Raw genomic sequence first — 25,055 nt, forward strand, 5'->3', positions numbered from 1 at the left:
GGCGGCATGGACAACCGCGGACACAATCCGCAGACTGGCGCCAGCCCTGCCGCGCGTCCTCTGCCCTTGCCGACCCAGTCAATGCCCAGCACCGCCTCCTCCCCCGCCAGCCAGGTTCGTCCCGCCGACCGCCTGGGCTTCACGCTGCTCATCGCGACCCTGCTGCACGTCGTGCTGATTCTCGGCGTCGGCTTTTCGCTGCCCGAGCCCACCCAGATCAGCCGCACCCTGGAGGTGACGCTGGCCAGCTTCAAGAGCGACGAGGCGCCCAAGCAGGCCGACTTCCTCGCCCAGGAGAACCAGCAGGGCAGTGGCACCCTGGACAAGGCGGCGGCCCCGAGCACCCCGGTGCAGGCGCCCTTCCACGACAGCGAGATCCGCCAGGCCGCGCCCCCAGCCCGCCCGCCCGCAGCGGATCGCGCCCAGGCACCGAAGGCGGCGGTGACCACCCGCGCCGCGCGGCCGACCAAGGCCGAACCCAGTCGCGAGACGCCCGAACGGGAGCAGCGCGATGCGCCGAGTCCCGAGTCCGACAGCCAGGCCGCCGAACTCGCCAGTCTGGAGGCCCAGCTCGCCGAAGAGCGCCAGCAATACGCCAAGCGGCCGAAGATCTGGCGGATCAACGCCGCCTCGACGCAAAAGGATAAGGGCGCCCGCTACAAGGAAGAATGGCGGCGCAAGATCGAGCGCATCGGCAATCTCAACTACCCCGAACAGGCCAAGCGCGACCGCCTCTACGGCAGCCTGCGCCTGCTGGTGTCCATCAACAAGGACGGCTCGCTATACGAGGTCCAGGTGCTGGAGTCCTCGGGACGCCAGGTACTGGACCAGGCAGCGCTGCGCATCGTCCGGCTGGCGGCGCCCTTCGCCCCCTTCAGCGGCGACCTGGCCGACATCGACCGGCTGGAGATCATCCGCACCTGGCGCTTCGAGCGTGGCGACCGCCTGTCCAGTCAATAGCCCGGGACGCCGTTGGACTTGAAGCCGGACCGCGCAACCGGGAAACTTGCCGGTCATGAAGCCGACCTCCAGCACCACCCTACAGCACCAGCTCCTGATCGCCATGCCGCAGATGGACGATCCCAATTTCGCCGAGACGGTGATCTACCTCGTCGACCATGGCCCGGACGGCGCCATGGGCCTGGTGATCAACCGGCCCAATGGCCTGCACCTGGACGACCTTCTCGAACAGCTGCGTCCGGACATACCGGCCACCCCGGAAGACACCCGGGTCGTGCTCTATGCCGGCGGTCCGGTGCAGACCGATCGCGGCTTCGTCCTGCATGACGCCGGCCCGGTGTTCCAGAACACCCTGGAACTCGAAGAACTGAGCCTGACCACCTCGCCGGACGTGCTCTTCGCCCTCTCCGACGGCACCGGTCCGAGCCGCCACCTGATCACCCTGGGCTACAGCGGCTGGGGGCCCGGCCAACTGGAAGAAGAACTCGCCGCCAATCTCTGGCTCACCACCCCGGCCACCAGCGCCCTGCTGTTCGAGACGCCGAGCGAGCAGCGCCTCGGCGCGGCCGCCGCCCTGCTGGGGGTCGACCTGCGCCTGCTGTCGCGCCAGGCGGGCCACGCATGAGCGCGCCCAGCGGGCTCTACCTGGGCTTCGACTACGGCACCCGGCAGATCGGCGTCGCCGTCGGCCAGGCCGTGACCGGTCAGGCCCGCGAATTGCTCACCCTCAAGGCGCAGAACGGCGTACCCGACTGGCAGCAGATCCAGCGGCTGCTGGACGAGTGGCGGCCCACCGCCCTGGTGGTCGGCCTGCCGCTGAACATGGACGGCACCCCCAGCGAGATGAGCGAGCGCGCCGAACGCTTCGCCCGCCGCCTGCACGGCCGCTACGGCCTGCCCGTGCATACCCATGACGAGCGCCTCACCACCTATGCCGCCAAGGGCGAGCGCCTGCAGGGCGGTCAGCGCGACGGCTATCGCGAGCGCCCGGTGGATGCCCTTGCCGCCGCCCTTCTCCTGGAAGGCTGGCTGACCCAACAACTGGAACGGGCCGCGCGCCCGCAATCGGAGTAGCCATGCATCTGCCCTCTCCCGCCGAGCTCCTGCCGCGGCTGGCCGCCGACCTGCGCCTGTCGCTGAATCGTCGTGGCATCACCGACCCCGGCTTCGTCGGCATCCATACCGGCGGCCTCTGGGTCGCCGAGGCCCTGCTGGCCGAACTCGGCCTGGACACCCCGCTGGGCAGCCTGGACGTCTCCTTCTACCGCGACGACTTCACCCAGAAGGGCCTGCACCCCCAGGTGCGCCCCTCGGCCCTGCCGTTCGAGATCGACGGGCGCCACCTGGTGCTGGTGGACGACGTGCTGATGAGTGGCCGCACCGTGCGCGCGGCGCTCAACGAACTCTTCGACTATGGCCGTCCCGCCAGTGTGACCCTGGTCTGCCTGCTGGACGTCAATGCCCGCGAATTGCCGATCCAGCCTGACGTGGTGGGCGCCACCCTGACCCTGGCCCCCACCCAGCGCGTCAAGCTGACCGGCCCCTCGCCGCTCGCACTCGAATACCGCGACGTCCCCGCCGCCTGACCTGGATCTGCCGCCATGACCGACGCTACGCGTTCGCTGCAACTCAACGCCCAGGGCCAATTGCGCCACTTCCTGTCACTCGACGACCTGCCCGCCGAACTCCTCACCGAATTGCTCGACACCGCCGACTCCTTTCTCGAGGTCGGTGCCCGGGCGGTGAAAAAGGTGCCGTTGCTGCGCGGCAAGACCGTGTGCAACGTCTTCTTCGAAAATTCGACGCGCACCCGCACCACCTTCGAACTGGCGGCCAAGCGGCTGTCGGCGGACGTCATCACCCTCAACGTCTCCACCTCCTCCACCAGCAAGGGCGAGACGCTGTTCGACACCCTGCGCAACCTGGAAGCCATGGCTGCCGACATGTTCGTGGTGCGCCACGCCGACTCCGGCGCCGCCCACTTCATCGCCGAACACGTCTGTCCCGACGTGGCCATCATCAACGGCGGCGACGGCCGCCATGCGCACCCCACCCAGGGCATGCTCGACATGCTGACCATTCGCCGCCACAAGGGCGATTTCGCCAACCTGTCGGTGGCCATCGTCGGCGACATCCTGCATTCGCGGGTCGCCCGCTCCGACATGCTGGCGCTGCGCACCCTGGGTTGCCGAGACATCCGCGTGATCGCCCCGCGCACCCTGCTGCCGGTCGGCCTCGAAGAACTCTATGGCGTACGCACCTTCACCGACCTGGCCGAGGGCCTGGACGGCGTGGACGTGGTGATCATGCTGCGCCTGCAACGCGAGCGCATGCAGGGCGGCCTCCTGCCCAGCGAAGGCGAGTACTACCGGCTGTTCGGCCTGACCCGTCAGCGCCTGGTGCGCGCCAAGCCCGATGCCATCGTCATGCACCCCGGGCCGATCAACCGGGGCGTTGAAATCGAATCCGCGGTCGCCGATGGCGAGCAGTCGGTCATCCTCAACCAGGTCACCTACGGCATCGCGGTCCGCATGGCGGTCTTGTCGATGACCATGAGCGGGCAGACGGCCCAGCGTCAGCTACAGGAGAATGCGCAGTGAGCCTGAGCATCCGCAATGCCCGGGTGATCGACCCGGCCACCGGTCTCGACCAGATCGGCGACGTCCATGTCGACCAGGGTCGCATCCTCGCCCTCGGCGAGGCGCCCTCGGGCTTCCAGGCCGACGAGCAGCTGGACGCCAGCGGCCTGATCCTAGCGCCCGGCCTGGTCGATCTGGATGTCGCCCTGTGCGAACCGGGCCTGACCCGCAAGGGCAACGTCGACAGCGAGACCCGCGCCGCCGCGGCCGGCGGCGTCACCAGCCTCTGTTGCCCGCCCACCACCCGCCCGGTGCTGGACACCACGGCGGTGGCCGAACTCATCCTCGACCGGGCGCGCACCGCCGATCACGCTCGCGTCCACCCCATCGGCGCCCTGACCAAGGGCCTGGGCGGGGAACAGCTGGCCGAACTGATGGCCCTGCGCGACGCCGGTTGCGTGGCCTTCACCAACGGCCTGCAGCCCTTCGAGAATCTGCGGGTGCAGCGGCGCGCGCTGGAATACGCCGCCACCTTCGACCTCACCGTGGTCTTTACCGCCCTGGACGCCGATCTGGCCCACGGCGGCCTGGCCCACGAAGGACCCACCGCCAGCTTCCTGGGGCTCACCGGCATCCCGGAGACCGCGGAGACCATCGCCCTGTCGCGTGACCTGCTGCTGGTGGAACAGAGTGGCGTGCGCGCCCACTTCGGGCAGCTGACCAGTGCCCGCGCGGTGGAGATGATCGCCGCCGCCCAGGCGCGCGGCCTGCCGGTGACCGCCGATGTGGCGCTCTACCAGTTGCTGCTCACCGACGAGGCCCTGCAGGGCTTTTCCAGTCTCTATCACGTCAAGCCGCCGCTGCGCACCGCGCGCGATCGCGACGCCCTGCGCGCCGGGGTACGGGACGGGGTGATCGGCGCCATCTCCAGCCATCACCAGCCCCACGAGGCGGACGCCAAGCTGGCGCCCTTCGCCGCCACCGAGCCGGGCATCAGCAGCGTCGAATTGCTGCTGCCCCTGGCCCTGACCCTGGTGGACGATGGCCTGCTGGATCTGCCGGCCCTGCTGGCCCGCCTCACCAGCGGCCCGGCCCAGGCCCTGCGCCTGGCGGCGGGCCGCCTGGCCAAGGGCCTGCCGGCGGACCTGGTGCTGTTCGCCCAGCAGCCGACCGCCCAGGCCGCCACGCCCTGGCTGTCCCGTGGACGCAACTGCCCCTTCCAGGGCCTCACCCTGGGGGGACGCATCGAACGCACCCTGGTAGGTGGCCGCACCACCTACCGCCGTGACGCCTGAATAGAAGAAGGGGCTCCATGGAGCCCCTTCTTCTTGCCATCCAGCCGACGCTAGCGCACCAGCCGCCGGCGATTCTCTTCGGAGATCTGCGAATTGAGCGTCCAGAAGTCGTAGAGCACGCCCAGCAGGAAGAAACCCGCCGTAAAGAAATAGAGGATGGCGGTGATCCACTTGCCCAGGTAGAGGCGGTGCACGCCGAAGATGCCGAGAAAGGTCAGCAGGATCCAGCCCAGGCTGTAGTTGAGCGAACCGGACTGGAAGCGCAGGTCCGCCTCGCGATCCATGGCCGGGATCAGGAAGAGGTCGATCAGCCAGCCGATGCCCAGCAGGCCCAGGGTGCAGAACCAGATCGTGCCGGTAACCGGCTTGCCATAGTAGAAGCGGTGGGCGCCGAGAAAGCCGAAGATCCACAGCAGATAGCCCATGACCTTGCTGTGGGTGTCCTGATACCGCATGCCTACTACCTCGCGACTGAAGGAAAAGACCCGCCTTACCTACACCCTTACCTTCACCGTGACTTTATGTCGAAAACTGGATGAATGCCCAGGGAGTCTCACTGGCTGGCGCTCAAGGGACCTCACTTTCCGCTAAAAATTACATAATTTCTTGATGAGAGGTGCACAAAATATCCACAGGGTTGGTATAGAATCCCTCGCTTCGATCTTCAGACACCCCTACGACAATGCGTCTATTTCTTCTGACATGGCTCTCCGCCTGTCTTGTACTGCCCGCGGCAGTGCAAGCGAAAGAGAACTCTGCAGCGCGCACTGCCGCTCCGGTCCACAAGGTCGCAGCCCGGCATGTCACCGCCGCCTCAGCTCCCAAGACCGCCCGGCACGCCGCCGCTGCTCCCGCGCCCAAGGCCGCCGCTCGCCACGTCGCCAGCGTCGACCGTGCCCAGGCAGCCTCCGCGGCCCGCGCCAAGCGCGCCGCCCGTGCGACCAGCGCCCTGCACCGCAAACAGGCCACCGCCCAGGCCGCCACCCGCAACGTCGGCGCCCAGGTGGCGACCCGCGCCATGGACCTGGTCGGCACGCCCTATCGCTTCGGCGGTACCAATCCGCAGAACGGTCTGGATTGCAGCGGCCTGGTCAACTACGTCTATCGCGACGTGCACAACGTCAAGCTGCCGCGTACTTCCCGGGAGCTGGCCCAGCTCAAGGGACCCAAGGTCGCCCGTGGCGATCTCAAGGCCGGCGACCTGGTGTTCTTCAAGACCGGTCAGCGCAGCGGTATCGATCACGTCGCCATCTACCTGGGCAACGATAGATTCGTCCATGCCCCGCGCAGTGGCGAGAGCGTGCGCGTCGATCACCTGAGCAAGCCCTACTGGACCAAGCGCTTCGCCTCGGCCAAGCGCGTGCTGCAGCAGCCCACCACCCTGGCGGCGGAAACCGATCCCGTCGCGGACAAGCCGCGTACCAAGCGCACCCGCAAGTCCTGATCCCTCCCCCTCGCTCCGCCGGGCACTACCGCCCGGCGGAGTGTCGCTCCACTCGGCGCCGCCCGGCGCAAAGCCATTGAACGACGCTCCGCTTCCTGGATACTGTATGCAATCACAGTCCAGGAGATCTCGATGGAGCTCGCCGACAAGCTGATCATTCTCGCCGATGCCGCCAAGTACGACGTGTCCTGCGCCAGCAGCGGCGCGCCCAAACGCAGCTCGAAGGGCAAGGACGGCCTGGGCTCGACCGATGGCATGGGCATCTGCCATAGCTTCACCCCCGATGGGCGCTGCGTGGCGCTGCTCAAGGTGCTGCTGACCAACTTCTGCCAGTACGACTGCCAGTACTGCGTCAATCGCCGCAGCAGCAACGTGCCGCGGGCGCGCTTCACGCCCGAGGAAGTGGTGCAGCTGACCCTCGACTTCTATCGGCGCAATGTCATCAGCGGACTGTTCCTCAGCTCCGGCATCATCCGCTCCTCCAACTACACCATGGAGCAGATGACCCGGGTCGCCCAGCTGTTGCGCGAGCAGCACCAGTTCCGCGGCTACATCCACCTCAAGACCATTCCCGACGCCGATCCCGAGATCATCGCCCAGGCGGGTCTCTATGCCGATCGCCTGTCGGTCAACATCGAGCTGCCCACCGAGAGCAGCCTGATCAAGCTGGCACCGGAAAAGAACGGCAGCAGCATCCGCAAGACCATGGGCAACATCCGCCTAGGCCTGGAAGAAGCCGAGGCCGAAGCCAAGGCGCCGCGTTTCGCCCCGGCGGGCCAGAGCACCCAGATGATCGTGGGCGCCGATGCCACCGACGACCGCACCATTCTCGATACCGCCCAGACGCTGTACGGCGCCTATCGCCTCAAGCGGGTCTACTATTCGGCCTTCAGCCCCATCCCGGAAAGCCCGGGCACGGTGCCGCTGCAACCGCCGCCGCTCCTGCGCGAGCATCGCCTGTACCAGGCCGACTTCCTCATGCGTGGCTATGGCTTCCAAGCGGATGAGTTGCCCACCGAAGACGGCCAGCTGCCGCTGGATGTCGATCCCAAGCTGGCCTGGGCGCTGCACAATCGCGCCATCTTCCCTCTGGATCTCAATCGCGCCGACCAGGCGCTGATCGCCCGGGTACCCGGCATCGGCGTGCTCTCGGCCAAGCGGCTGGTGGAGCTCAGACGCGAGCGACGCATCCGCTACGCCGACCTGATCCGCCTGAAATGCAGCGTGGAAAAGGCGCGCCCCTTCATCGTCACCCAGGACTATCGCCCGCAACCGCGCCTGGCCGAGTCCCTGGACCTGCGCCGGCAGCTCGCCGAACCGCCCGCCCAGCTCGCCCTGCTCTAGATGCAGAGAGTCGATTTCGACGGCACCTTCGCCGGCTGGCGCAAGGAGGCGCGGCGGCTGTTGCAGGCCGGTATCCCGCCGGCCCAGGTGAGCTGGCAGGAGAGTCGCGGCCTGGGCGATCTGTTCGACGAACCGGCCGAAGTCGTGGCGCCCCCGCCCAGCGGCGCCATACGCATCCCGCCGCAACTGGCCGAAGCCCTGACCTACGCCGCCTGCTTTCGCAGCGACGATCGCTGGGCGCTGCTTTACCAGGTGCTCTGGCGCGTCGCCCGCGGCGAACGGGCAGCCATGCTGGCCGGTGACGAAGACGGCAGCGAATTGCAGCGCCGGGTCAAGGCGATCCGCCGCGAGATCCACCATGTGCATGCCTTCCTGCGCTTTCGGCCGCGCGCGGAAAGCGCAGGTCCGCCGGCCTGGGTGGCCTGGCACCAGCCGGCCCACGACGTCCTGGCCCTGGCGGCGCCGCACTTCTGCGACCGCATGGGCAACAGCAGCTGGCTGATCGCGACCCCCGAAGCCGCCGCGCTCTGGGACGGTCAGGCGCTGCAACTGGTGGAGCCCTGCCCCGCCGAGCTGCAACGCCTGGCCCGGCAGACGCCGGAAGACGACGACCGCAACGCTGGTGACGAACTCTGGCGCGCCTACTACCGAAGCACCTTCAATCCGGCGCGGGCCAATCCGCGCACCCTGAGGGGCAACATGCCGGCGCGTTTCTGGAAGGATCTGCCGGAAGGGCCGCTGATCCCGGCGCTGCTCAGCGAGGCGCGGGCCGGCGCCCAGCGCCTGGCCCAGGCCGAGGCCGTGGGTCGCCAGAGCGGTCGCGAGGTGCTGATCGCGGCCGAGCGCGCCCAGCCCGAACGCTCGCTGCCCACCACCCTCGACGAGTGCCGTCGCTGCGAACTCTGGGAAAAGGCCACCCAGCCGGTGGCCGGCGAAGGCCCGCGCACCGCGCGCATCCTGCTGTTGGGCGAACAGCCCGGCGATCAGGAGGACCTGGCGGGCCGGCCCTTCGTCGGCCCGGCCGGCCAGGTGCTGATGGCGGCGCTGGCCGAAGCCGGCCTCGAGCGCAGCGAGGTGTTCCTCACCAATGCGGTCAAGCACTTCAAGTGGATTCCCCAGGGCAGAAGACGCAAGCACGTCACCCCGGGACCGGAGATTGCCCCCTGCCGCTACTGGCTGGAGCAGGAATTGCGCGACATCCAGCCGACGGTCGTGGTGGCCCTGGGCTCGACCGCCCTGGAAGCCCTGCTCAAGCGCAAGCCAAGGGGTCTGGCGCAATTCATGGGACGGCCCCTGCGACTGGACGAGCGCTGGATCATCGCCACCTATCACCCCTCCTACATCCTGCGCACCCCGGATGCCGAGCAGCAGGACCAGGCGCGCCAGGCTCTTGTCGCCGCCCTGCGCGAGGCCAGGGCCCTGGCGGCCGGCAGCACAGCCGAAGGCTAGCGGAAGCGCTTGGGCGGCTCGTCGCCCATGTCCACCGAGAGGTTGCGGGTGATCTGATTGAGGTGATCGGCATCCGTTTCCGAACCCAGCTTGATCATCAGGCGCAGGTCGTTGGCGGAGTCGGCGTGGGCCAGGGCGGCCTCGTAGGTGATCTCGCCATCACGATAGAGCCCGTAGAGCGACTGGTCGAAGGTCTGCATGCCCAGCTCGCCGGACTTCTTCATCAGCGCCTTGAGCTCGTGCACCTCGCCCTTGCGGATCAAATCGGCGACCAGCGGGGTGTTGAGCAGCACCTCGATCACCGCGCGGCGGCCCTGGCCATCGATGGTGGGCACCAGTTGCTGGGCGACGATGCCCTTGAGGTTGAGCGAGAGGTCCATCCAGGTCTGGCTGTGCCGATCGGCCGGGAAGAAGTGGATGATGCGGTCCAGCGCCTGGTTGGCGTTGTTGGCGTGCAGAGTGGCCAGGCACAGGTGGCCGGTCTCGGCGAAGGCCAGGGCGTGCTCCATGGTGTCCCGGCTGCGGATCTCGCCGATCATGATGACGTCCGGCGCCTGGCGCAGGGTGTTCTTCAGCGCCACCTCGAAGGACTCGGTGTCGATGCCCACCTCGCGCTGGGTGACGATGCAGCCCTGGTGCTGGTGGATGTACTCGATGGGGTCCTCGATGGAGATGATGTGCCCCGCCGAGTTCTTGTTGCGGTGGCCGATCATGGCCGCCAGCGAGGTGGACTTGCCGGTGCCGGTGGCGCCGACGAAGATCACCAGGCCGCGCTTGGTCATGGCCAGCTTCTTGATGATCTCCGGCAGGCGCAGCTGCTCGACGGTGGGGATGTTGACCTCGATGCGGCGCAGCACCATGCCCACCAGGTTGCGCTGGTAGAAGGCGCTGACCCGGAAGCGGCCGATGCCGCGGGCGCTGATGGCGAAGTTGCACTCGCGCTTCTGCTGGAATTCCTGCCGCTGCTCGTCGTTCATCACCCCCAGCACCAGGGCCCGGCACTGCTCGGGCGTGAGCGAGTCCTTGGTGACCGGCGTCATGCGCCCGTTGATCTTCATCGAAGGGGGCACGCCGGTGGTGATGAAGAGGTCGGACGCCCCCTTGTCCACCATCAGCTGCAGGAACCTGTCGAAATCCATCAGAAGTTCTCCGGCGTCTTGGCCTTCTCGCGGGCCGCGTCGCGGCTGATCAGGCCCTTGGCCAGGAGCGCCTTGAGGCACATGTCCAGGGTCTGCATGCCCAGGCCGCCACCGGTCTGGATCGAGGAATACATCTGCGCCACCTTGTCCTCACGGATCAGGTTACGGATGGCCGGCGTGCCGATCATGATCTCGTGGGCCGCCACCCGGCCGCCGCCGACCTTCTTGAGCAGGGTCTGGGAAACCACCGCCTGCAGGGATTCGGACAACATGGAACGCACCATCGACTTCTCTTCCGCCGGAAAGACGTCCACCACCCGATCGATGGTCTTGGCCGCCGAGGTGGTGTGCAGGGTGCCAAAGACCAGGTGCCCGGTCTCGGCCGCGGTCAGCGCCAGGCGGATGGTCTCCAGGTCGCGCAGCTCGCCCACCAGGATGATGTCCGGGTCTTCGCGCAGGGCCGAGCGCAGGGCCTCGGAGAAGCCCAGGGTGTCGCGGTGCACCTCGCGCTGGTTGACCAGGCACTTCTTGGATTCGTGGACGAATTCGATGGGATCCTCGATGGTGAGGATGTGGTGGTACTTGGTGTTGTTGAGGTAGTCGAGCATGGCCGCCAGGGTGGTGGACTTGCCCGAGCCGGTCGGCCCGGTCACCAGCACCAGGCCGCGCGGGACGTCGGTGATCTTCTTGAACACCTCGCCCATGCCGAGCTCTTCCATGCTCAGCACCTTGGATGGAATGGTCCGGAACACCGCGCCGGCACCGCGATTCTGGTTGAAGGCGTTGACCCGGAAGCGCGCCACACCCGGCACCTCGAAGGAGAAGTCGGTCTCCAGGAATTCCTCGAAGTCCTTGCGCTGCTTGTCGTTCATGATGTCGTAGATCAGCGCGTGCACCTGCTTGTGCTCGAAGGCCGGCAGGTTGATGCGGCGCACGTCGCCGTCGACGCGGATCATCGGCGGCAGGCCGGCGGACAGGTGCAGGTCGGAGGCGCCTTGCCGCGCGGAAAAGGCCAGCAATTCGGTGATATCCATGGGACTCCCAGATGTCGAGCAAGCAGGTAGAATGCCGCGCAGCACTGGCGGTCTGACCTGGTCACCGCCACTCACTCATCCGGTACGCCGAGGCCTGCCGGATGCGCCGACGCAAGCAGGGGCTGAATGTCCACGATAGCCGAGAATAGCGCAACCGTACTCGAACGCATCGCCGCCGCCAGCCGGACGGCAGGCCGCGATCCCGCGACTGTCGGCCTCCTGGCGGTGAGCAAGACCAAGCCCGCCGCCGCCTTGCGCGAGGCCGCCGTCGCCGGTCTGCGCGACTTTGGCGAGAACTATCTGCAGGAGGCGCTGGACAAGCAGCCGGCGCTGGCCGACCTGCCCCTGGTGTGGCATTTCATCGGCCCTATCCAGTCCAACAAGACCCGCGCCATCGCCAGCCATTTCAACTGGGTGCATTCGGTGGATCGCCTGAAGATCGCCCAGCGCCTGGCCGAGCAGCGCCCGCCCGAGCGCGGCCCGCTGAACATCTGCCTGCAGGTCAACGTCAGTGGCGAAGCGAGCAAGTCCGGCTGCCACCCCGACGAGCTGCCGGCCCTGGCCGCGGCGGTCAGCCGGTTGCCCAACCTGCGCCTGCGTGGCCTGATGGCTATCCCCGAACCCACCGACGACCCGGCCAGCCAGCGCGCCGCCTTCGCCCGGCTGCGCACCCTGAGCGAAGCCCTGAACCTGGGCCTGGACACCCTGTCCATGGGCATGAGCCAGGATCTGGAAGCCGCCATCGCCGAGGGCGCCACCTGGGTCCGCGTCGGTACCGCCCTCTTTGGCGCCCGCGACTACGGCGCCGCCTCTTCAACCTAGGAAGTCTCGATGAACGACACCCGCATCGCCTTCATCGGCGCCGGCAACATGGCCGGCGCCATCATCGGCGGCCTGCTCGCCCAGGGCGTGCCGGCCCGACAGCTGAGCGCCAGCAATCGCAATCCGGCCAAGCGCGAAGCCCTGGCCCGGGAGCACGGCATCCGCGTCGAGGCCAGCAACAGCACCGTGCTCGCCGACGCCGACGTGGTGGTGCTGGGGGTGAAGCCCCAGGTCATGGGCGAGGTCTGCCAGGAACTGGCCCCCCATCTGCGTCCGGACCAGCTGATCGTCTCGGTCGCCGCCGGCATCACCTGCGCCAGCCTGACCCGCTGGCTGGGCCCTCGCGCGCTGGTGCGCTGCATGCCGAACGTGCCCTCGCAGCTGCGCCTGGGCGCCAGCGGCCTGTTCGCCAATGACCAGGTCAGCGCCGAGCAGCGCGCCCGTGCCCAGGAGATCCTCGCCGCGGTCGGCTTGGCCCTGTGGGTCGAGGAAGAACAGCAGCTGGACGCGGTCACCGCCGTCTCCGGCAGCGGCCCGGCCTATTTCTTCCTGCTGATGGAAGCCATGACCCAGGCCGGCACCAAGCTCGGCCTGCCGGCCGAGGTCGCCCAGCAGTTGACCCTGCACACCGCCCGCGGCGCCGCCGCCATGGCCTGCCAGGGTGACCGCAGCCCCGAACAATTGCGTCGTTCGGTGATGTCCCCCAAGGGCACCACCGAGCGCGCCATCGAAACCTTCCAAGCCGGAGCCTTCGAGGACCTGGTGGAAGAAGCCCTCACCGCCGCGGCCGACCGAGCTGCGGAACTGGCCCAGTTGCCGGATCGATAAGGAGTATCCATGTCCGCTCTCGCGCAAGCTCTCGTCTATGTCATCCAGACCCTCGGCAGTCTCTATCTGCTGATCATCCTGCTGCGCTTCATCCTGCAGCTGGTCCGGGCCGACTTCTACAATCCGCTGTCGCAATTCACCGTGCGCGCCACCCAGCCGCTGCTCAAGCCGGTGCGACGCATCATTCCCGGCTTCGGCGGCGTCGATCTGGCGGCCCTGGTGCTGGCCGTGCTGGTCCAGCTGGCGCTGATGATGGTCGTGGTGGTGCTGCTCGGCGCCAGCATCGGCGGCCTGTTCCCCGCCCTGCTGATCTGGGCCCTGCTCGGCGTGGCCTCGCTGTTCCTCAAGGTGTTCTTCTTTGCCCTGATCGTCAGCGTCATCCTCTCCTGGGTCGCGCCCCAGACCCACAATCCGGCCGCCGAACTGGTCAACCAGATCTGCGAGCCGCTGCTGGCACCCTTCCGCCGCATCCTGCCGAGCCTGGGCGGGCTGGATCTGTCGCCGATCTTCGCCTTCATCGTGATCAACCTGCTGGACCGCTTCGTCATCGGCCAGCTGGCCGCGGCCACCGGCATGCCGCAGATTCTCGCGCCCTTCCTCTGACGCACCACTCGCGCACCCGCCACGACCGCCCGCCGCGTCGTGGCGGAGGCGCCATTGACGTCCTCTGGACGCTGGGGCACCGTCCAGCCTTTGCTGTTCAGGTCAAGGAAGTCCCCTATGGAACGCCTGTTCCGCCACGTCGATGCCTATGCCGCGTGGAAAGCCGAACTCGACACCCAATTGGGCCGCTACCGCGACTGGTTGCAGCGTAATCGTCTGGCCTCCCCGGCCCTGGACGCCGCCCTGGCGACCTGCCAGAGCGAATTGCAGGCCGACGGCATCACCCTGGCCTTCGCCGGCGAGTTCTCCCGCGGCAAGACCGAACTGATCAACGCCCTCTTCTTTGCCGACTACGGCCAGCGCATGCTGCCGTCCCAGGCCGGGCGCACCACCATGTGCCCCACCGAGATCTTCTTCGACGCCGGGGCCGACGGTCCCTATCTGCAGCTGCTGCCCATCGACAGCCGCCTGGACGAACGCAGCCTGACCGCCTGGCGCAAGGCGCCCGAGGCCTGGCAGCGCTTCGCCCTGGACGACAGCCACGCGGACGCCATGGCCGCCCTGCTGGCCAAGGTCACCGAGACCCGCGAGGTGGAAACCGCCGTCGCCGTGCAACTGGGCTTCGATCCCGAGCAACTGGAACAACTCGACAGCGACGGCCTGGTCAGCATCCCGGCCTGGCGCCATGCGCTGATCAGCATCGATCATCCGCTGCTGCGCCAGGGCCTGCGCATCCTCGACACCCCCGGCCTCAACGCCCTGGGCGCCGAACCCGAGCTGACCCTGTCGCTGCTGCCCCACGCCCAGGCCGTGCTCTTTCTCATCGGTGCCGACACCGGCGTGACCGCCTCGGACCTCGCGCTCTGGGAGCAGTGCGTCAAGCCGTCCCTGGGCGATGCCCCGGAGCGACTGTTCGCGGTGATGAACAAGATCGACAGCCTCTGGGACGACCTCGGCGGCGTCGCCCATGTCGCCCAGTCCCTGGAAAACGTCCGCCAGGCCAGCGCCCGGCAACTGGCGCTGCCGGCCGAGCACATCCTGCCGCTGTCGGCCAAGCAGGCCTTGCTGGGCAAGGTCCGCGGCGATCTGGAACTGCTCGCGCGCAGCCAGCTGGACAGCCTCGAGCAGTTGCTCGCCGAACGCATCGTCGGCGCCCGCGAGCGCCTGCTGCAGCAGCGCATCGTGCAGCAGGCCAGTGGCCTGCTGGGTGCCAGCCGGACCCTGATCGAGCAGCGCCTGGAAGCCATTCGCGCCCAGTACGCGCAACTGGCCGACGAGGAATTGCCCGGTGCCGGCCTGGAATTGCAGACCGCGCGCACCCGCCAGGAATACGACCTCTATCACCGCCGCCTGCTGGATCTGCGCACCACCCAGAACATGCTGGCCGGGCAGCGCAAGCTGCTGACCGACCTGGTCGCGCCGGAACGCCTGGACGCCCATCTGGACACCGCGCGCCGGGAATTCCGCACCAGCCTGACCACCGTCGGCATCAACCAGTCCATCGCCCGCTTCTTCCGCGTGGTCGAGCATGATCTGCTGGCCCTGGACAACGAGGCGGACCGGGCCAACAAGGTGCTCGGCGCGGTCTACCAGCGGCACAATGTAGAGAATCCGCTGCACCCCCTGGAAGCGCCGCGGCTGCGCATCCGCCCCTATGTCCGCGAGCTGCGCCAGCTGCAACTCAAGACCGAGGAGGTCCAGCGTCAGGTCAAGACCCTGCTCACCGAGCAGAGCGCCCTGGCCCGCCGCTTCTTCGCCACCGTGGCCCAGGAGGTCCAGGCCCTGCAGGAGGGCGCCCATGCCCAGGTGCTGCGCTGGAACGACGGCGCCCTGACCCCGCTGGTGCAGCACACCCGCGAGCAGAAGCAGCTGCTGGAAACCAGCATGCTGGCGCTCAAGCAGCTCACCCAGCAGAACCTCAACAGCCAGGAACAGGTGCGGCGCCTGCAGGTGCACGAAGACGTCCTGCATCGGCAGCTCAGCGAGGTCAGCGACATGCTCAAGCAGATCAGCCGGCCGGCCCCTTCCCAGCGCCACGACAACGTGGTCGCCCTGCCGCTGGCACGGGTCGGCTAGCCCCACCCGCCACCCGAGGCGCGGCCCCTGACCGCCGCGCCACGGCTGCCCTTGCCGCTCCTGGCGACGCTCTTTAGACTGGCGAGCCCCCGCCCCGGACGAGCCGTCAATGCCCAGCGTCATTCCCGAAGATTCCGTCGGCCTGGTCACCCCCGAGCTGCTGCACTTCAACGAGCCCCTGGCCCTGGCCTGTGGCCGCACCCTGCCGGCCTACGACCTGATGGTCGAGACCTATGGCGAACTCAACGCCAGCCGCAGCAACGCCGTGCTGATCTGCCACGCGCTCTCCGGCCATCACCACGCGGCCGGCTACCACAGCCTGGACGACCGCAAGCCGGGCTGGTGGGACAGCTGCATCGGTCCGGGCAAGCCCATCGACACCCGCAAGTTCTTTGTCGTCGCCCTCAACAACCTCGGCGGCTGCAACGGCTCCACCGGTCCCAGCAGTCCCAATCCCGACACCGGCCGCGCCTATGGCGCGGACTTTCCGGTGCTGACCGTGGAAGACTGGGTCAACAGCCAGGCGCGGCTGGCCGATCGCCTGGGCATCGCGCAGTGGGCGGCGGTGATCGGCGGCAGCCTGGGTGGCATGCAGGCGCTGCAGTGGACCATCAGCTATCCCGAGCGCATCCGCCACTGCCTGGCCATCGCCTCGGCACCCAAGCTGTCGGCGGAAAACATCGCCTTCAACGAGGTGGCGCGCCAGGCCATCCTCTCGGACCCGGACTTCCACGCCGGGCACTTCCAGGAAAAGGGCGTGATCCCCAAGCGCGGCCTGATGCTGGCGCGCATGGTCGGCCACATCACCTACCTGTCCGACGAGGCCATGGGCGAGAAATTCGGTCGCGAACTCAAGACCGACCAGCTCAACTACGACTTCCACAGCGTCGAATTCCAGGTGGAGAGCTACCTGCGCTACCAGGGCGAGGAATTCTCCGGCCGCTTCGACGCCAACACCTATCTGCTGATGACCAAGGCGCTGGACTACTTCGATCCGGCCCACGCCCATGGCGGCGACCTGGCCAAGACCCTGGCCGGGGTGCAGGCACGCTTCCTGATCGTCTCCTTCACCACCGACTGGCGCTTCTCGCCGGCGCGCTCCAAGGAGATCGTCAACGCCCTGATGGCCGCGCGCAAGGACGTCAGCTACCTGGAGGTCGACGCCCCCCAGGGTCACGACGCCTTCCTCATCCCCATCCCGCGCTATCTGCAGGCCTTCTCCCACTACATGACCCGCATCGAGGTATAGCTGCCGTGCGCGCCGATCTGGACATCATTCAGGAATGGATCCCCGCCGGCAGCCGGGTCCTCGACCTCGGTTGCGGCACCGGCGAGTTGCTCGCCTGGCTGCGCGATCACAAGCAGGTCACCGGCTACGGCCTGGAGATCGACCCGGACAAGATCGCCGAATGCCTGCTCAAGGACGTCAACGTCATCGAGCAGGATCTCGACGGCGGCCTGGCCAACTTCGCCAGCGACAGCTTCGACGTGGTGGTCATGACCCAGTCGCTGCAGGCCATGCAGTACCCCGATCGCATCCTCCAGGAGATGCTCAGAGTCGGTCGCCAGTGCATCATCACCTTTCCCAACTTCGGTCACTGGCGCTGCCGGCTGTACCTGGGCGGCCGGGGGCGGATGCCGGTCTCCGACTTCCTGCCCTACACCTGGTACAACACGCCGAACATCCACTTCTGCACCTTCGAGGACTTCGAGCGCCTCTGCCGCGAACAGCGCGCCCAGGTGCTGGATCGCCTCGCTGTGGACCGCCTGCATCGTCATGGCTGGGCCAGCAAGCTGTGGCCCAACCTGCTCGGCGAGATCGGCATCTACCGGGTCAGCGCGCCGCGCCTGCAGGAGCATCGCGTCGCGATATGACGTAAGGCACGGGGGGCGCATCCAGCCCGGGCACGGCTTCGCGTACAATACGCCGCCCTTCTCAACGCGACGCGGAGTCTCCCATGTCCGACCTTACCGAACTGGTGCTCGCCAGCCACAACGCCGGCAAGCTCAAGGAACTCCAGGCCATGCTCGGCGACCGGGTGCGGGTGCGCTCGGTGGGTGAATTCAGCCAGGTGGAGCCCGAGGAAACCGGGCTGTCCTTTGTCGAGAACGCCATCCTCAAGGCACGCAACGCGGCGCGGCTGTCCGGTCTGCCGGCCCTGGCCGACGATTCGGGCCTGGCGGTGGACGCCCTCGGCGGCGCCCCCGGCATCTATTCCGCGCGCTATGCCGACGGCCAGGGCGATGCGGCCAACAACGCCAAGCTGCTCGAGGCCTTGAAAGAGGTGCCCGACGCCGAGCGCACCGGCCAATTCGTCTGCGTGCTGGCGCTGGTGCGTCACGCCGACGATCCGCTGCCGATCCTCTGCGAAGGCCTCTGGCCCGGGCGCATCCTGCATGCCGCCCAGGGCGAGCATGGCTTCGGCTACGATCCGCTGTTCCAGCCCGATGGCGAAGCGGTCTCCGCAGCCGAACTGGCGCCGGCGGAAAAGAACCAGCGCAGCCATCGCGCCCGCGCCATGGCCCAGCTCAAGCAACGGCTCGGCCTGTGACCCAGGTGTTCGCCCTGCCGCCACTGGCGCTCTACGTCCACATCCCCTGGTGCGTGCGCAAGTGCCCCTATTGCGACTTCAACTCCCACGCGGCCGGTCCGAGCCTGCCGGAAGCGGAGTACGTCGACGCCTTGCTGGCGGATCTGGACAGGGACCTGGTCCACGTCCATGGCCGCCCGCTGACCTCGATCTTCTTTGGCGGCGGCACGCCCAGTCTGTTTTCCGCCGAGGCCCTGGGGCGCCTGCTGGACGGCGTGGCCCGGCGCCTGAGCTTCGCACCGGACATCGAGATCACCCTGGAAGCCAACCCCGGCACCTTCGAGCAGGCCAAGTTCGTCGCCTATCGCGGCCTGGGCATCAATCGGCTGTCGATCGGCATCCAGAGTTTCCAGGACGCCAAGCTCAAGGCCCTGGGGCGTATCCACGGGCGCGAGGAAGCCATCCGCGCCGCCGACCGGGCGCGCGCCGCCGGTTTCGACAACTTCAACCTGGACCTCATGCACGGCCTGCCCGAGCAAAGCGTGGCCGATGCCCTCGGTGATCTGGAGCAGGCCATCGCCCTGGCGCCCACGCACCTGTCCTGGTACCAGCTGACCATGGAGCCCAACACGGTGTTCTGGAGCCAGCCGCCGGAGCTGCCCGAAGACGACACCCTCTGGGACATCCAGGAAGCCGGCCAGGCGCGGCTGGCGGCCGCCGGCTACGGGCAATACGAGACCTCCGCCTATGCCCAGCCCGGGCGCCAGGCGCGGCACAATCTCAACTACTGGGGCTTCGGCGACTTCCTTGGCATCGGTGCCGGCGCCCACGCCAAGCTCAGCGCCCCGGACGGTACCCTGCTGCGCACCTGGAAGACCCGCCTGCCCAAGGACTACCTGGATCCGGCCAAGGCCTTCCAGGCCGGCGCGAAAGCTCTGGAACCGGCCGATCTGCCCTTCGATTTCATGATGAACGCCCTGCGCCTGGTCGACGGGGTGCCCGCCGCCTGGTATCCGCAGCGGACCGGTCAGTCGCTGGACGGCCTGGCGCCGGCGCTGGCCGCGGCGCGCCGCGCCGGCCTGCTGGCCGAGGACGAAGAGCGCCTGCGCCCCACCGCCCGCGGCCAGCTGTTCCTGAACGACCTCTTGCAATCCTTTCTGCCTGACTGACGAGGAGCTCTGCCTTGGACTTCGTACTCGACCATATCGCCGACCTCTCCCGCTGGAGTCGCAGCCACCTGGACGAGGTGGCCCTGGCGGTCACCGCCACCCTGCTGGTGCTGTTCGGCAGCCAGGTCAACGCCTTCATCCAGGCGCGCCTGGGCAGCCTGCCGACCGCCGTCCGGGTCCCGGCCTTCGCCCTGGCCTGCCTGGCCATCTATGGCGCCGCCATGACCTTCCTGACCCCCTGGGTGGTCAAGGGCCTGGCGCAGTTCAACAACTACGCCCTGGCCCCGGTGCTGCTGATCGGCGTCTGCCTGCTGGGCGTGCTGGCCGAGCGGCGCGGCTAGCGGTCGGCGGCGCGGATAGCGTCCAGCAGGCACTCCAGGGATTGCGGGCGCCCCAGCAGGAAACCCTGGAAGGTTTCCACGCCCAGGTCCTTGAGCAACTCGAACTGGGCCTGGGTTTCCACCCCTTCGGCGACGATCTGCATGTCCAGTGCGCGGCACAGGCTGACGATGCCGGCCAGCAACTGCCGGGATCTGTCGTCGGCGTCCACCGCCAGCAGAAAGCTGCGGTCGATCTTGATGGTGTCGAAGGGCAGGCGGTGCAGATAGCCCAGCGACGAATAGCCGGTGCCGAAGTCATCCATCGCCACCCGAAAGCCCTGCTCGCGCAACAGGGCCAGGCGCCGCTCCGGGGTGCCCTTCTGCAGGAACACCGACTCGGTCACCTCCAGCTCCAGGGCCCTGGGCGCAATAGCGAATTCGGCGCAGGCCGCCGCCAGGACTTCGACCAGTTCATCATCGGCCACCTGCAGCGGCGAGATGTTGACCGCCACCGGGATCTGCAGGCCGGCGTCCTGCAGGGCCCGGGCGCAACCGGCCGCGCGGCGGATGGCCAGGCGCCCGAGGGCCGAGGCCATGCCGTTCTGCTCGGCCAGGGCGACGAAGACATTGGGCGGCACGGCGCCGACGCCCGGACAATTCCAGCGCGCCAGCAACTCGGCGCTGATCATGCGCTGACGGGCATCGAACTTGGGCTGCAGCACGAAGGTGATCAGCTCGGCCTCGATGGCGCCATGCAGATGGGCCAGCAGGGTCACCTTGCTGCGCGCCTCGCTGGTCAGCTGCGGATCGTAGCAGCGTACCCGGCTCTTGCCGGCCGCCTTGGCCGCGTACATGGCGGCATCGGCGTTGCGCAGCAGGGTCTCCACATCCAGCCCCTCTTCGGGCGCCAGACTCAGGCCGATGCTGGCCGATACGCGGATATCGTGGCCGGCGATGCATTGCTGGCGACCCACCGCCTGCACCAGTTGCTCGGCCACCTGGCGGGCCTGGTCACGATCGCTCACGTCCAGGAGGGCGACGAATTCATCGCCACCCCAGCGCGCCAGCACCTCGCCGGCGCCCAGCACCTGGCGCAACTCCCGCACCAGGGCGCAGAGCAACTCGTCACCGGCCGCATGGCCCAGGGAGTCGTTGACCTCCTTGAAGCCATCGACATCGATGAACAGCACCGCCAGGTTGCCGGTCTCCTCCAGCTTCTGCAGGCGCGTCTCGAAAGCCTGGTAGAAGGAGGTCCGGTTGGGCAGCTGGGTCAGGGCATCGCTCAGGGCCATGCGTTCCAGGGCCTGCTCGGCGCGCTTGCGCTCGGTGATGTCCCTCAGGCTGGCGACCACATAACCTTCGCGATCCGCCTCGCCGGCGAAGCGGCTCAGGCTGATCTCCACCGGCGTGACGCGCTTGGCGGAGACGTGGAATTGGGCTTCGCACAGGGCATAGCCGTCGCGCTCGAAGGTGCGGATGGCCGCCTCGGGCAACTTGATGTAGTGCGACAGGTACTGGCCGCTGACACTGCGCTCCGCGCTGAGCATCAGGGCGCGCAGGGCGTCATTGGCTTCGATGATCTGACCGCTTTCGGTCAGCACGGCCATGGCGTCGCGGCAGAGGGCGAAGGCCGAGGCGATGAGGTGCAGCGAGCGTTCGGTGCGCTGCCGGGCGCTGCGTTCGACTTCGAGCCAACGCCGTACGGCGTGCAATTCGGCCGCCGGCGAGTCGGGGCGTACCAGGTCCGTCATCGGATCCGGCCTGCACGAAGGGCGGCGCGGAGCCGGTTGGCATTCTCGGGAAGGGCTGACATCCAGATGTCTCTGTGAATTCGACTGCAACCGCCATCACAGCAGGGCAATTGGCCATCATGCCAATTGCCCTTCGGCAGCTCAAGCTCGATTCGTCAGCGATACACGGTCAGCTCTGGCGTTCGAACTTGAGATCCCAGACCCCATGCCCCAGGCGTTCGCCACGGCGCTCGAACTTGGTGATGGGTCTTTCCTCGGGGCGCGGCACATAGCCCGAGGCGTCGCCGAGATTACGGTAACCCGGGGCGGCGTTCATGATCTCGAGCATGTGTTCGGCATAGGCCTGCCAGTCGGTGGCCATGTGCAGCACCCCGCCGACCTTGAGCTTCTGCCTGACCAGCTCGGCGAAGGCCGGCTGGACGATACGGCGCTTGTGGTGGCGGCTCTTGTGCCAGGGGTCGGGAAAGAACAGCAGCACCCGGTCCAGGCTGGCATCGGCCACGCACTGGCGCAGCACCTCCAGGGCATCGCAGCTGTAGACCCGCAGATTGGTCAGTCCCTGGGTCATGGCACCGTTGAGCAGCGCGCCCACGCCCGGGCGATGCACCTCGACGCCGATGAAATCCTGCTCCGGCGCGGCGGCGGCCATTTCCAGGGTGGAATGGCCCATGCCGAAGCCGATCTCGAAGGTGCGCGGCGCCTGGCGCTCGAACACCTGGTCGAAATCCCGCAGGCCGTCGGTCAGCTCCAGACCGAAGCGCGGCCAACCCTGGTCGAGACCGCGTTGCTGGCCTTCGGTCATGCGGCCGGCGCGCATCACGAAGCTCTTGATGGTGCGCCGGGGGCGGTCGGGGGTCTGGTCGTCTTGATGATCGGTCATGGCATTATCGATAGTGGGAAAAAGAGACGCCCGGCAGAGGCCGGGCGCGTGACGGAGGGCGCCAGGTCCTAGTTGACCAGGCCATCCAGCGGCGAAGACGCCGTGGCATAGAGCTTGCGCGGCATGCGCCCGGCCAGATAGGCCAGGCGACCGGCGACGATGGCGTGCTTCATGGCTTCGGCCATCAGCACCGGCTCGCGGGCATGGGCGATGGCGCTATTCATCAGCACCGCTTCGCAGCCCAGCTCCATGGCGATGGTGGCGTCGGAGGCGGTACCCACCCCGGCATCCACCAGCACCGGCACCTTGGCTTCTTCGAGGATGATGCGCAGGTTGTAGGGGTTGCAGATGCCCAGACCCGAGCCGATCAGACCGGCCAGCGGCATGACCGCGATGCAGCCGATGGCTTCCAGCTGGCGGGCGACGATGGGGTCGTCGCTGGTGTAGACCATGACGTCGAAGCCGTCGGCGACCAGGGTTTCGGCGGCCTTGAGGGTCTCGATGACATTGGGGAACAGGGTCTTCTGGTCGGCCAGAACTTCCAGCTTGACCAGGTTGTGGCCGTCGAGCAGCTCGCGGGCCAGGCGGCAGGTGCGCACCGCTTCCACCGCGTCGTAGCAGCCGGCGGTGTTGGGCAGGATGGTGTAGCGCTCGGGCGAGATCACGTCGAGCAGATTGGGCTCGCCGGGCGTCTGGCCGATGTTGGTGCGGCGCACCGCCACGGTGACGATCTCGGCGCCGGAGGCCTCGATGGCCACGCGGGTCTCTTCGAGGTCACGATACTTGCCGGTACCGACCAGCAGGCGCGAGGCATAGGTACGCCCGGCCAGGGTGAAGGGAGTGTCTTTCATCTGGATTCCTCTTTCGCGGCTAGCCGCCGCCGATGGCGTGGACCACTTCCAGCCGGTCGCCGTCCGCCAGGGCGGTGGTGGCGTGCTGGCTGCGCGGCACGATGTCGAGGTTGCGTTCCACCGCCACTCGCCGTCCGGTCAGGTCGAGACGCACGAGCAGGTCGGCGACGGTGGCACCGTCCGGCAATTCAAGGGATTCGCCGTTCAACAGGATCTGCATGGCAAAGGCATCGTCACGGGGTGAGCCGGCATTCTACGCCGGTCGGGCGTTCATTGCAGCGGCGCCGGGCCGGGAACGACGGCCAGTGCGCGCTCAGATGCTGCTCAGACGCCAGGCGAGGATGGCCAGGCAGGCCCAGCCGGCGAGAAAGCACAGGCCGCCGAAGGGAGTGATGATGCCCAGCCGCGAGAAGCCGGTCAGCGTCAGCAGATAGAGGCTGCCGGAAAACAGCAGGATGCCGGCGATGAAGAAGCCACCGGCCCAGGCCACCAGGCGCCCCTGGAAGTGCAGCGACAGCAGGGCGATGCCAAACAGCGCCAGGGCGTGGATGAGCTGATAGAGCACGCCGGTCTGGAACACCGCGAGGTAGTCGGCGGTGAGCCGGCCCTTGAGTCCGTGGGCGGCGAAGGCGCCGAGTCCGACACCGGTGAAGCCGGCCAGGGCCGCGAACAGCAGGAAGAGACGCAACATGGGTTTTACCGGGCGATGGGAGAGAAGCGCTGGTTATAATGGCCCGCTAACCGCCAAAGACCAAGCCGATGCTGCTCACCCTCCTCCGCCGTCTCCTGCGTATCGCCCTCTGGTTCGCCGCCCTCAGCGCCGCCCTGGTGCTGATCCTGCGCTGGGTCCCGCCGCCGGGCAGCATGCTGATGGTGGAGCGCAAGGTCGAATCCTGGATCGACGGCAAGCCCATCGATCTGCAGCGCGACTGGCGGCCCTGGAAGGAACTGCCGGACGATCTCAAGATGGCGGTGATCGCCGGTGAAGACCAGCACTTCGCCGAGCACTGGGGCTTCGACATGGCGGCGATCCGCCAGGCCTTCAGCCATAATGAAGCCGGCGGCTCCCTGCGCGGCGCCAGCACCATCAGCCAGCAGACCGCCAAGAATCTCTTTCTCTGGAGCGGCCGCAGCTATCTGCGCAAGGCCTTCGAAGCCTGGTTCACCGTGCTGCTGGAAACCTTCTGGTCCAAGCAGCGCATTCTCGAGGTCTATCTCAACAGCGTGGAATGGGACGACGGCGTGTTCGGTGCCGAGGCCGCGGCCCGCCACCATTTCGGCATAGGCGCGCCCTATCTCTCCGACCGCCAGGCCAGCCTGCTGGCCGCGGTGCTGCCCAATCCTCGCGAATGGAGCCCGAGCCGCCCCAGCGCCTACGTCGCCGAACGCGCCGCCTGGATCCGCCAGCAGGAACGCCAGCTGGGCGGCAGCGACTACCTGCGACGGATGACCGGGCAATGAACCAGGGGCAAATTCAGCAGGGATCGCCGGCGGATTTCGACCGCCTGCTAGAGGTCTGGGAAGAGGCGGTCCGGGCAACTCATGATTTTCTCGATGAAGCGGACATCGATTCGTTGCGCCGCCTGGTTCGCGACCACGCGCTGCCGGCAGTGGACTTGCGGGTCTACCGCGATGGTCAGGGCGTCATCCAGGGCTTCGCCGGTACCGACGGCGACCGCCTGGAGATGTTGTTCGTGTCCAACGCGGTCCGGGGCACCGGTATAGGGCGGCAATTGGTGGAGCAGGTCATCATTGAGCGGGGCATCCGCCACGTCGACGTCAACGAGCAAAATCCCCAGGCCCTGGGATTCTATCGGCACCTTGGTTTCGAGCAGGTGGGCCGCTCTCCACTGGACGGCCAGGGCCGGCCCTTTCCGCTGTTGCACCTGCGCCTGACTGGGGCCTAGCAAAGCAAGCGCTGAATCCCCTCCTCGACCCGGGCTCCCGGAGCTGGAGCGTTCGCGGCTCGAGAAGGCTGTG

At 67.8% G+C, this 25,055-nt stretch carries 28 protein-coding genes; 20 read left to right on the forward strand and 8 right to left on the reverse strand.

Annotated features, from left to right (window positions below; all coding sequences use genetic code 11):
- Positions 1 to 81 precede the first annotated feature (81 nt).
- Genes ACZ5R1_RS19495 through ACZ5R1_RS19520 form a run of 6 tightly spaced genes read left to right on the forward strand, consistent with a single transcriptional unit; the run spans position 82 to position 4,834 of the window.
- Positions 82 to 960, forward strand: a complete 879-nt coding sequence (locus tag ACZ5R1_RS19495; protein WP_007161677.1) for an energy transducer TonB — start codon at positions 82 to 84, stop codon at positions 958 to 960.
- 55 nt (positions 961 to 1,015) lie between these two features.
- Positions 1,016 to 1,585, forward strand: coding sequence for a YqgE/AlgH family protein (locus ACZ5R1_RS19500; RefSeq protein ID WP_007161676.1), 570 nt, complete (start codon positions 1,016 to 1,018; stop codon positions 1,583 to 1,585).
- Complete coding sequence (ruvX, locus tag ACZ5R1_RS19505) at positions 1,582 to 2,034, forward strand: Holliday junction resolvase RuvX (protein WP_027598879.1); 453 nt, start codon at positions 1,582 to 1,584, stop codon at positions 2,032 to 2,034. The genes ACZ5R1_RS19500 and ruvX overlap by 4 nt, the downstream gene beginning before the upstream one ends.
- 2 nt (positions 2,035 to 2,036) lie before the next feature.
- A complete protein-coding gene (gene pyrR / locus ACZ5R1_RS19510; RefSeq protein WP_042136676.1) occupies positions 2,037 to 2,546 on the forward strand; it encodes a bifunctional pyr operon transcriptional regulator/uracil phosphoribosyltransferase PyrR in 510 nt (169 codons plus the stop codon).
- 15 nt (positions 2,547 to 2,561) lie between these two features.
- On the forward strand, positions 2,562 to 3,560 hold the full coding sequence (locus ACZ5R1_RS19515) for an aspartate carbamoyltransferase catalytic subunit (RefSeq protein WP_115946684.1): 999 nt from the start codon (positions 2,562 to 2,564) through the stop codon (positions 3,558 to 3,560).
- Positions 3,557 to 4,834: a dihydroorotase gene (locus ACZ5R1_RS19520; RefSeq protein WP_115946683.1), complete on the forward strand. Its 1,278-nt coding sequence runs from the start codon at positions 3,557 to 3,559 to the stop codon at positions 4,832 to 4,834. Before ACZ5R1_RS19515 ends, ACZ5R1_RS19520 begins: the two co-directional genes overlap by 4 nt.
- Before the next feature lie 50 nt (positions 4,835 to 4,884).
- Here ACZ5R1_RS19520 and ACZ5R1_RS19525 read toward each other — a convergent pair whose 3' ends face one another.
- Complete coding sequence (locus ACZ5R1_RS19525) at positions 4,885 to 5,289, reverse strand: NINE protein (protein ID WP_007161671.1); 405 nt, start codon at positions 5,287 to 5,289, stop codon at positions 4,885 to 4,887.
- A 281-nt stretch (positions 5,290 to 5,570) separates the two neighbouring features.
- On the opposite strand from ACZ5R1_RS19525, the gene ACZ5R1_RS19530 reads away from it, so the two are divergent.
- The 3 genes from ACZ5R1_RS19530 (at position 5,571) to ACZ5R1_RS19540 (ending at position 9,071) form a co-directional block, all read left to right on the forward strand.
- Complete coding sequence (locus ACZ5R1_RS19530) at positions 5,571 to 6,278, forward strand: C40 family peptidase (RefSeq protein ID WP_037007725.1); 708 nt, start codon at positions 5,571 to 5,573, stop codon at positions 6,276 to 6,278.
- 132 nt (positions 6,279 to 6,410) lie between these two features.
- The gene (locus ACZ5R1_RS19535) at positions 6,411 to 7,622 is read left to right on the forward strand and encodes a putative DNA modification/repair radical SAM protein (RefSeq protein WP_027602931.1); all 1,212 of its coding nucleotides are present in this window, start codon (positions 6,411 to 6,413) and stop codon (positions 7,620 to 7,622) included.
- The gene (locus ACZ5R1_RS19540) at positions 7,623 to 9,071 is read left to right on the forward strand and encodes a UdgX family uracil-DNA binding protein (RefSeq protein WP_115946682.1); all 1,449 of its coding nucleotides are present in this window, start codon (positions 7,623 to 7,625) and stop codon (positions 9,069 to 9,071) included.
- On the opposite strand, the gene ACZ5R1_RS19545 is transcribed toward ACZ5R1_RS19540, so the two are convergent.
- A complete protein-coding gene (locus ACZ5R1_RS19545) occupies positions 9,068 to 10,210 on the reverse strand; it encodes a PilT/PilU family type 4a pilus ATPase (RefSeq protein WP_007161667.1) in 1,143 nt (380 codons plus the stop codon). The genes ACZ5R1_RS19540 and ACZ5R1_RS19545 overlap by 4 nt on opposite strands.
- The gene (pilT, locus tag ACZ5R1_RS19550; RefSeq protein ID WP_007161666.1) at positions 10,210 to 11,244 is read right to left on the reverse strand and encodes a type IV pilus twitching motility protein PilT; all 1,035 of its coding nucleotides are present in this window, start codon (positions 11,242 to 11,244) and stop codon (positions 10,210 to 10,212) included. Before pilT ends, ACZ5R1_RS19545 begins: the two co-directional genes overlap by 1 nt.
- Before the next feature lie 126 nt (positions 11,245 to 11,370).
- Between pilT and ACZ5R1_RS19555 the strand changes: the two genes are divergently transcribed.
- The 9 genes from ACZ5R1_RS19555 (at position 11,371) to ACZ5R1_RS19595 (ending at position 19,614) form a co-directional block, all read left to right on the forward strand.
- A complete protein-coding gene (locus ACZ5R1_RS19555; protein WP_115946681.1) occupies positions 11,371 to 12,066 on the forward strand; it encodes a YggS family pyridoxal phosphate-dependent enzyme in 696 nt (231 codons plus the stop codon).
- 9 nt (positions 12,067 to 12,075) lie between these two features.
- Positions 12,076 to 12,894: a pyrroline-5-carboxylate reductase gene (gene proC / locus ACZ5R1_RS19560; protein WP_115946680.1), complete on the forward strand. Its 819-nt coding sequence runs from the start codon at positions 12,076 to 12,078 to the stop codon at positions 12,892 to 12,894.
- Between the two features lie 9 nt (positions 12,895 to 12,903).
- On the forward strand, positions 12,904 to 13,497 hold the full coding sequence (locus ACZ5R1_RS19565) for a YggT family protein (protein WP_007161663.1): 594 nt from the start codon (positions 12,904 to 12,906) through the stop codon (positions 13,495 to 13,497).
- Positions 13,498 to 13,614: 117 nt separating this feature from the next.
- Complete coding sequence (locus tag ACZ5R1_RS19570) at positions 13,615 to 15,573, forward strand: dynamin family protein (RefSeq protein ID WP_027602927.1); 1,959 nt, start codon at positions 13,615 to 13,617, stop codon at positions 15,571 to 15,573.
- A gap of 109 nt (positions 15,574 to 15,682) precedes the next feature.
- Positions 15,683 to 16,822 (forward strand): homoserine O-succinyltransferase MetX, encoded by a 1,140-nt coding sequence (metX, locus tag ACZ5R1_RS19575; protein WP_007161661.1) that lies wholly within the window; start codon positions 15,683 to 15,685, stop codon positions 16,820 to 16,822.
- Positions 16,823 to 16,827: 5 nt separating this feature from the next.
- Positions 16,828 to 17,448, forward strand: a complete 621-nt coding sequence (gene metW / locus ACZ5R1_RS19580; RefSeq protein WP_007161660.1) for a methionine biosynthesis protein MetW — start codon at positions 16,828 to 16,830, stop codon at positions 17,446 to 17,448.
- An 83-nt stretch (positions 17,449 to 17,531) separates the two neighbouring features.
- Positions 17,532 to 18,125: an RdgB/HAM1 family non-canonical purine NTP pyrophosphatase gene (rdgB, locus tag ACZ5R1_RS19585; protein WP_007161659.1), complete on the forward strand. Its 594-nt coding sequence runs from the start codon at positions 17,532 to 17,534 to the stop codon at positions 18,123 to 18,125.
- On the forward strand, positions 18,122 to 19,273 hold the full coding sequence (gene hemW / locus ACZ5R1_RS19590; RefSeq protein ID WP_115946679.1) for a radical SAM family heme chaperone HemW: 1,152 nt from the start codon (positions 18,122 to 18,124) through the stop codon (positions 19,271 to 19,273). Before rdgB ends, hemW begins: the two co-directional genes overlap by 4 nt.
- A 14-nt stretch (positions 19,274 to 19,287) precedes the next feature.
- On the forward strand, positions 19,288 to 19,614 hold the full coding sequence (locus tag ACZ5R1_RS19595) for a DUF3392 family protein (protein WP_007161657.1): 327 nt from the start codon (positions 19,288 to 19,290) through the stop codon (positions 19,612 to 19,614).
- Here the strand turns inward: ACZ5R1_RS19595 and ACZ5R1_RS19600 are convergent.
- From ACZ5R1_RS19600 to ACZ5R1_RS19620, 5 genes are all read right to left on the reverse strand, one after another.
- Positions 19,611 to 21,344, reverse strand: coding sequence for a putative bifunctional diguanylate cyclase/phosphodiesterase (locus tag ACZ5R1_RS19600; protein WP_115946678.1), 1,734 nt, complete (start codon positions 21,342 to 21,344; stop codon positions 19,611 to 19,613). The genes ACZ5R1_RS19595 and ACZ5R1_RS19600 overlap by 4 nt on opposite strands.
- A gap of 169 nt (positions 21,345 to 21,513) precedes the next feature.
- Entirely contained in the window at positions 21,514 to 22,224 is a 711-nt protein-coding gene (gene trmB / locus ACZ5R1_RS19605; RefSeq protein WP_077173114.1) for a tRNA (guanosine(46)-N7)-methyltransferase TrmB, read from the reverse strand.
- 68 nt (positions 22,225 to 22,292) lie between these two features.
- Positions 22,293 to 23,075 (reverse strand): thiazole synthase, encoded by a 783-nt coding sequence (locus ACZ5R1_RS19610; RefSeq protein ID WP_007161654.1) that lies wholly within the window; start codon positions 23,073 to 23,075, stop codon positions 22,293 to 22,295.
- Positions 23,076 to 23,094: 19 nt separating this feature from the next.
- Positions 23,095 to 23,295: a sulfur carrier protein ThiS gene (thiS, locus tag ACZ5R1_RS19615; protein ID WP_007161653.1), complete on the reverse strand. Its 201-nt coding sequence runs from the start codon at positions 23,293 to 23,295 to the stop codon at positions 23,095 to 23,097.
- Between the two features lie 93 nt (positions 23,296 to 23,388).
- Positions 23,389 to 23,766, reverse strand: a complete 378-nt coding sequence (locus tag ACZ5R1_RS19620; protein ID WP_115946677.1) for a DUF423 domain-containing protein — start codon at positions 23,764 to 23,766, stop codon at positions 23,389 to 23,391.
- A gap of 68 nt (positions 23,767 to 23,834) precedes the next feature.
- Here ACZ5R1_RS19620 and mtgA point away from each other — a divergent pair, with 68 nt between their 5' ends.
- On the forward strand, positions 23,835 to 24,536 hold the full coding sequence (gene mtgA, locus ACZ5R1_RS19625; protein ID WP_007161651.1) for a monofunctional biosynthetic peptidoglycan transglycosylase: 702 nt from the start codon (positions 23,835 to 23,837) through the stop codon (positions 24,534 to 24,536).
- The gene (locus ACZ5R1_RS19630) at positions 24,533 to 24,982 is read left to right on the forward strand and encodes a GNAT family N-acetyltransferase (protein WP_115946676.1); all 450 of its coding nucleotides are present in this window, start codon (positions 24,533 to 24,535) and stop codon (positions 24,980 to 24,982) included. The genes mtgA and ACZ5R1_RS19630 overlap by 4 nt, the downstream gene beginning before the upstream one ends.
- The last annotated feature ends 73 nt before the right edge of the window (positions 24,983 to 25,055 follow it).

Source organism: Pseudomonas sp. Pso3, from assembly GCF_055393275.1.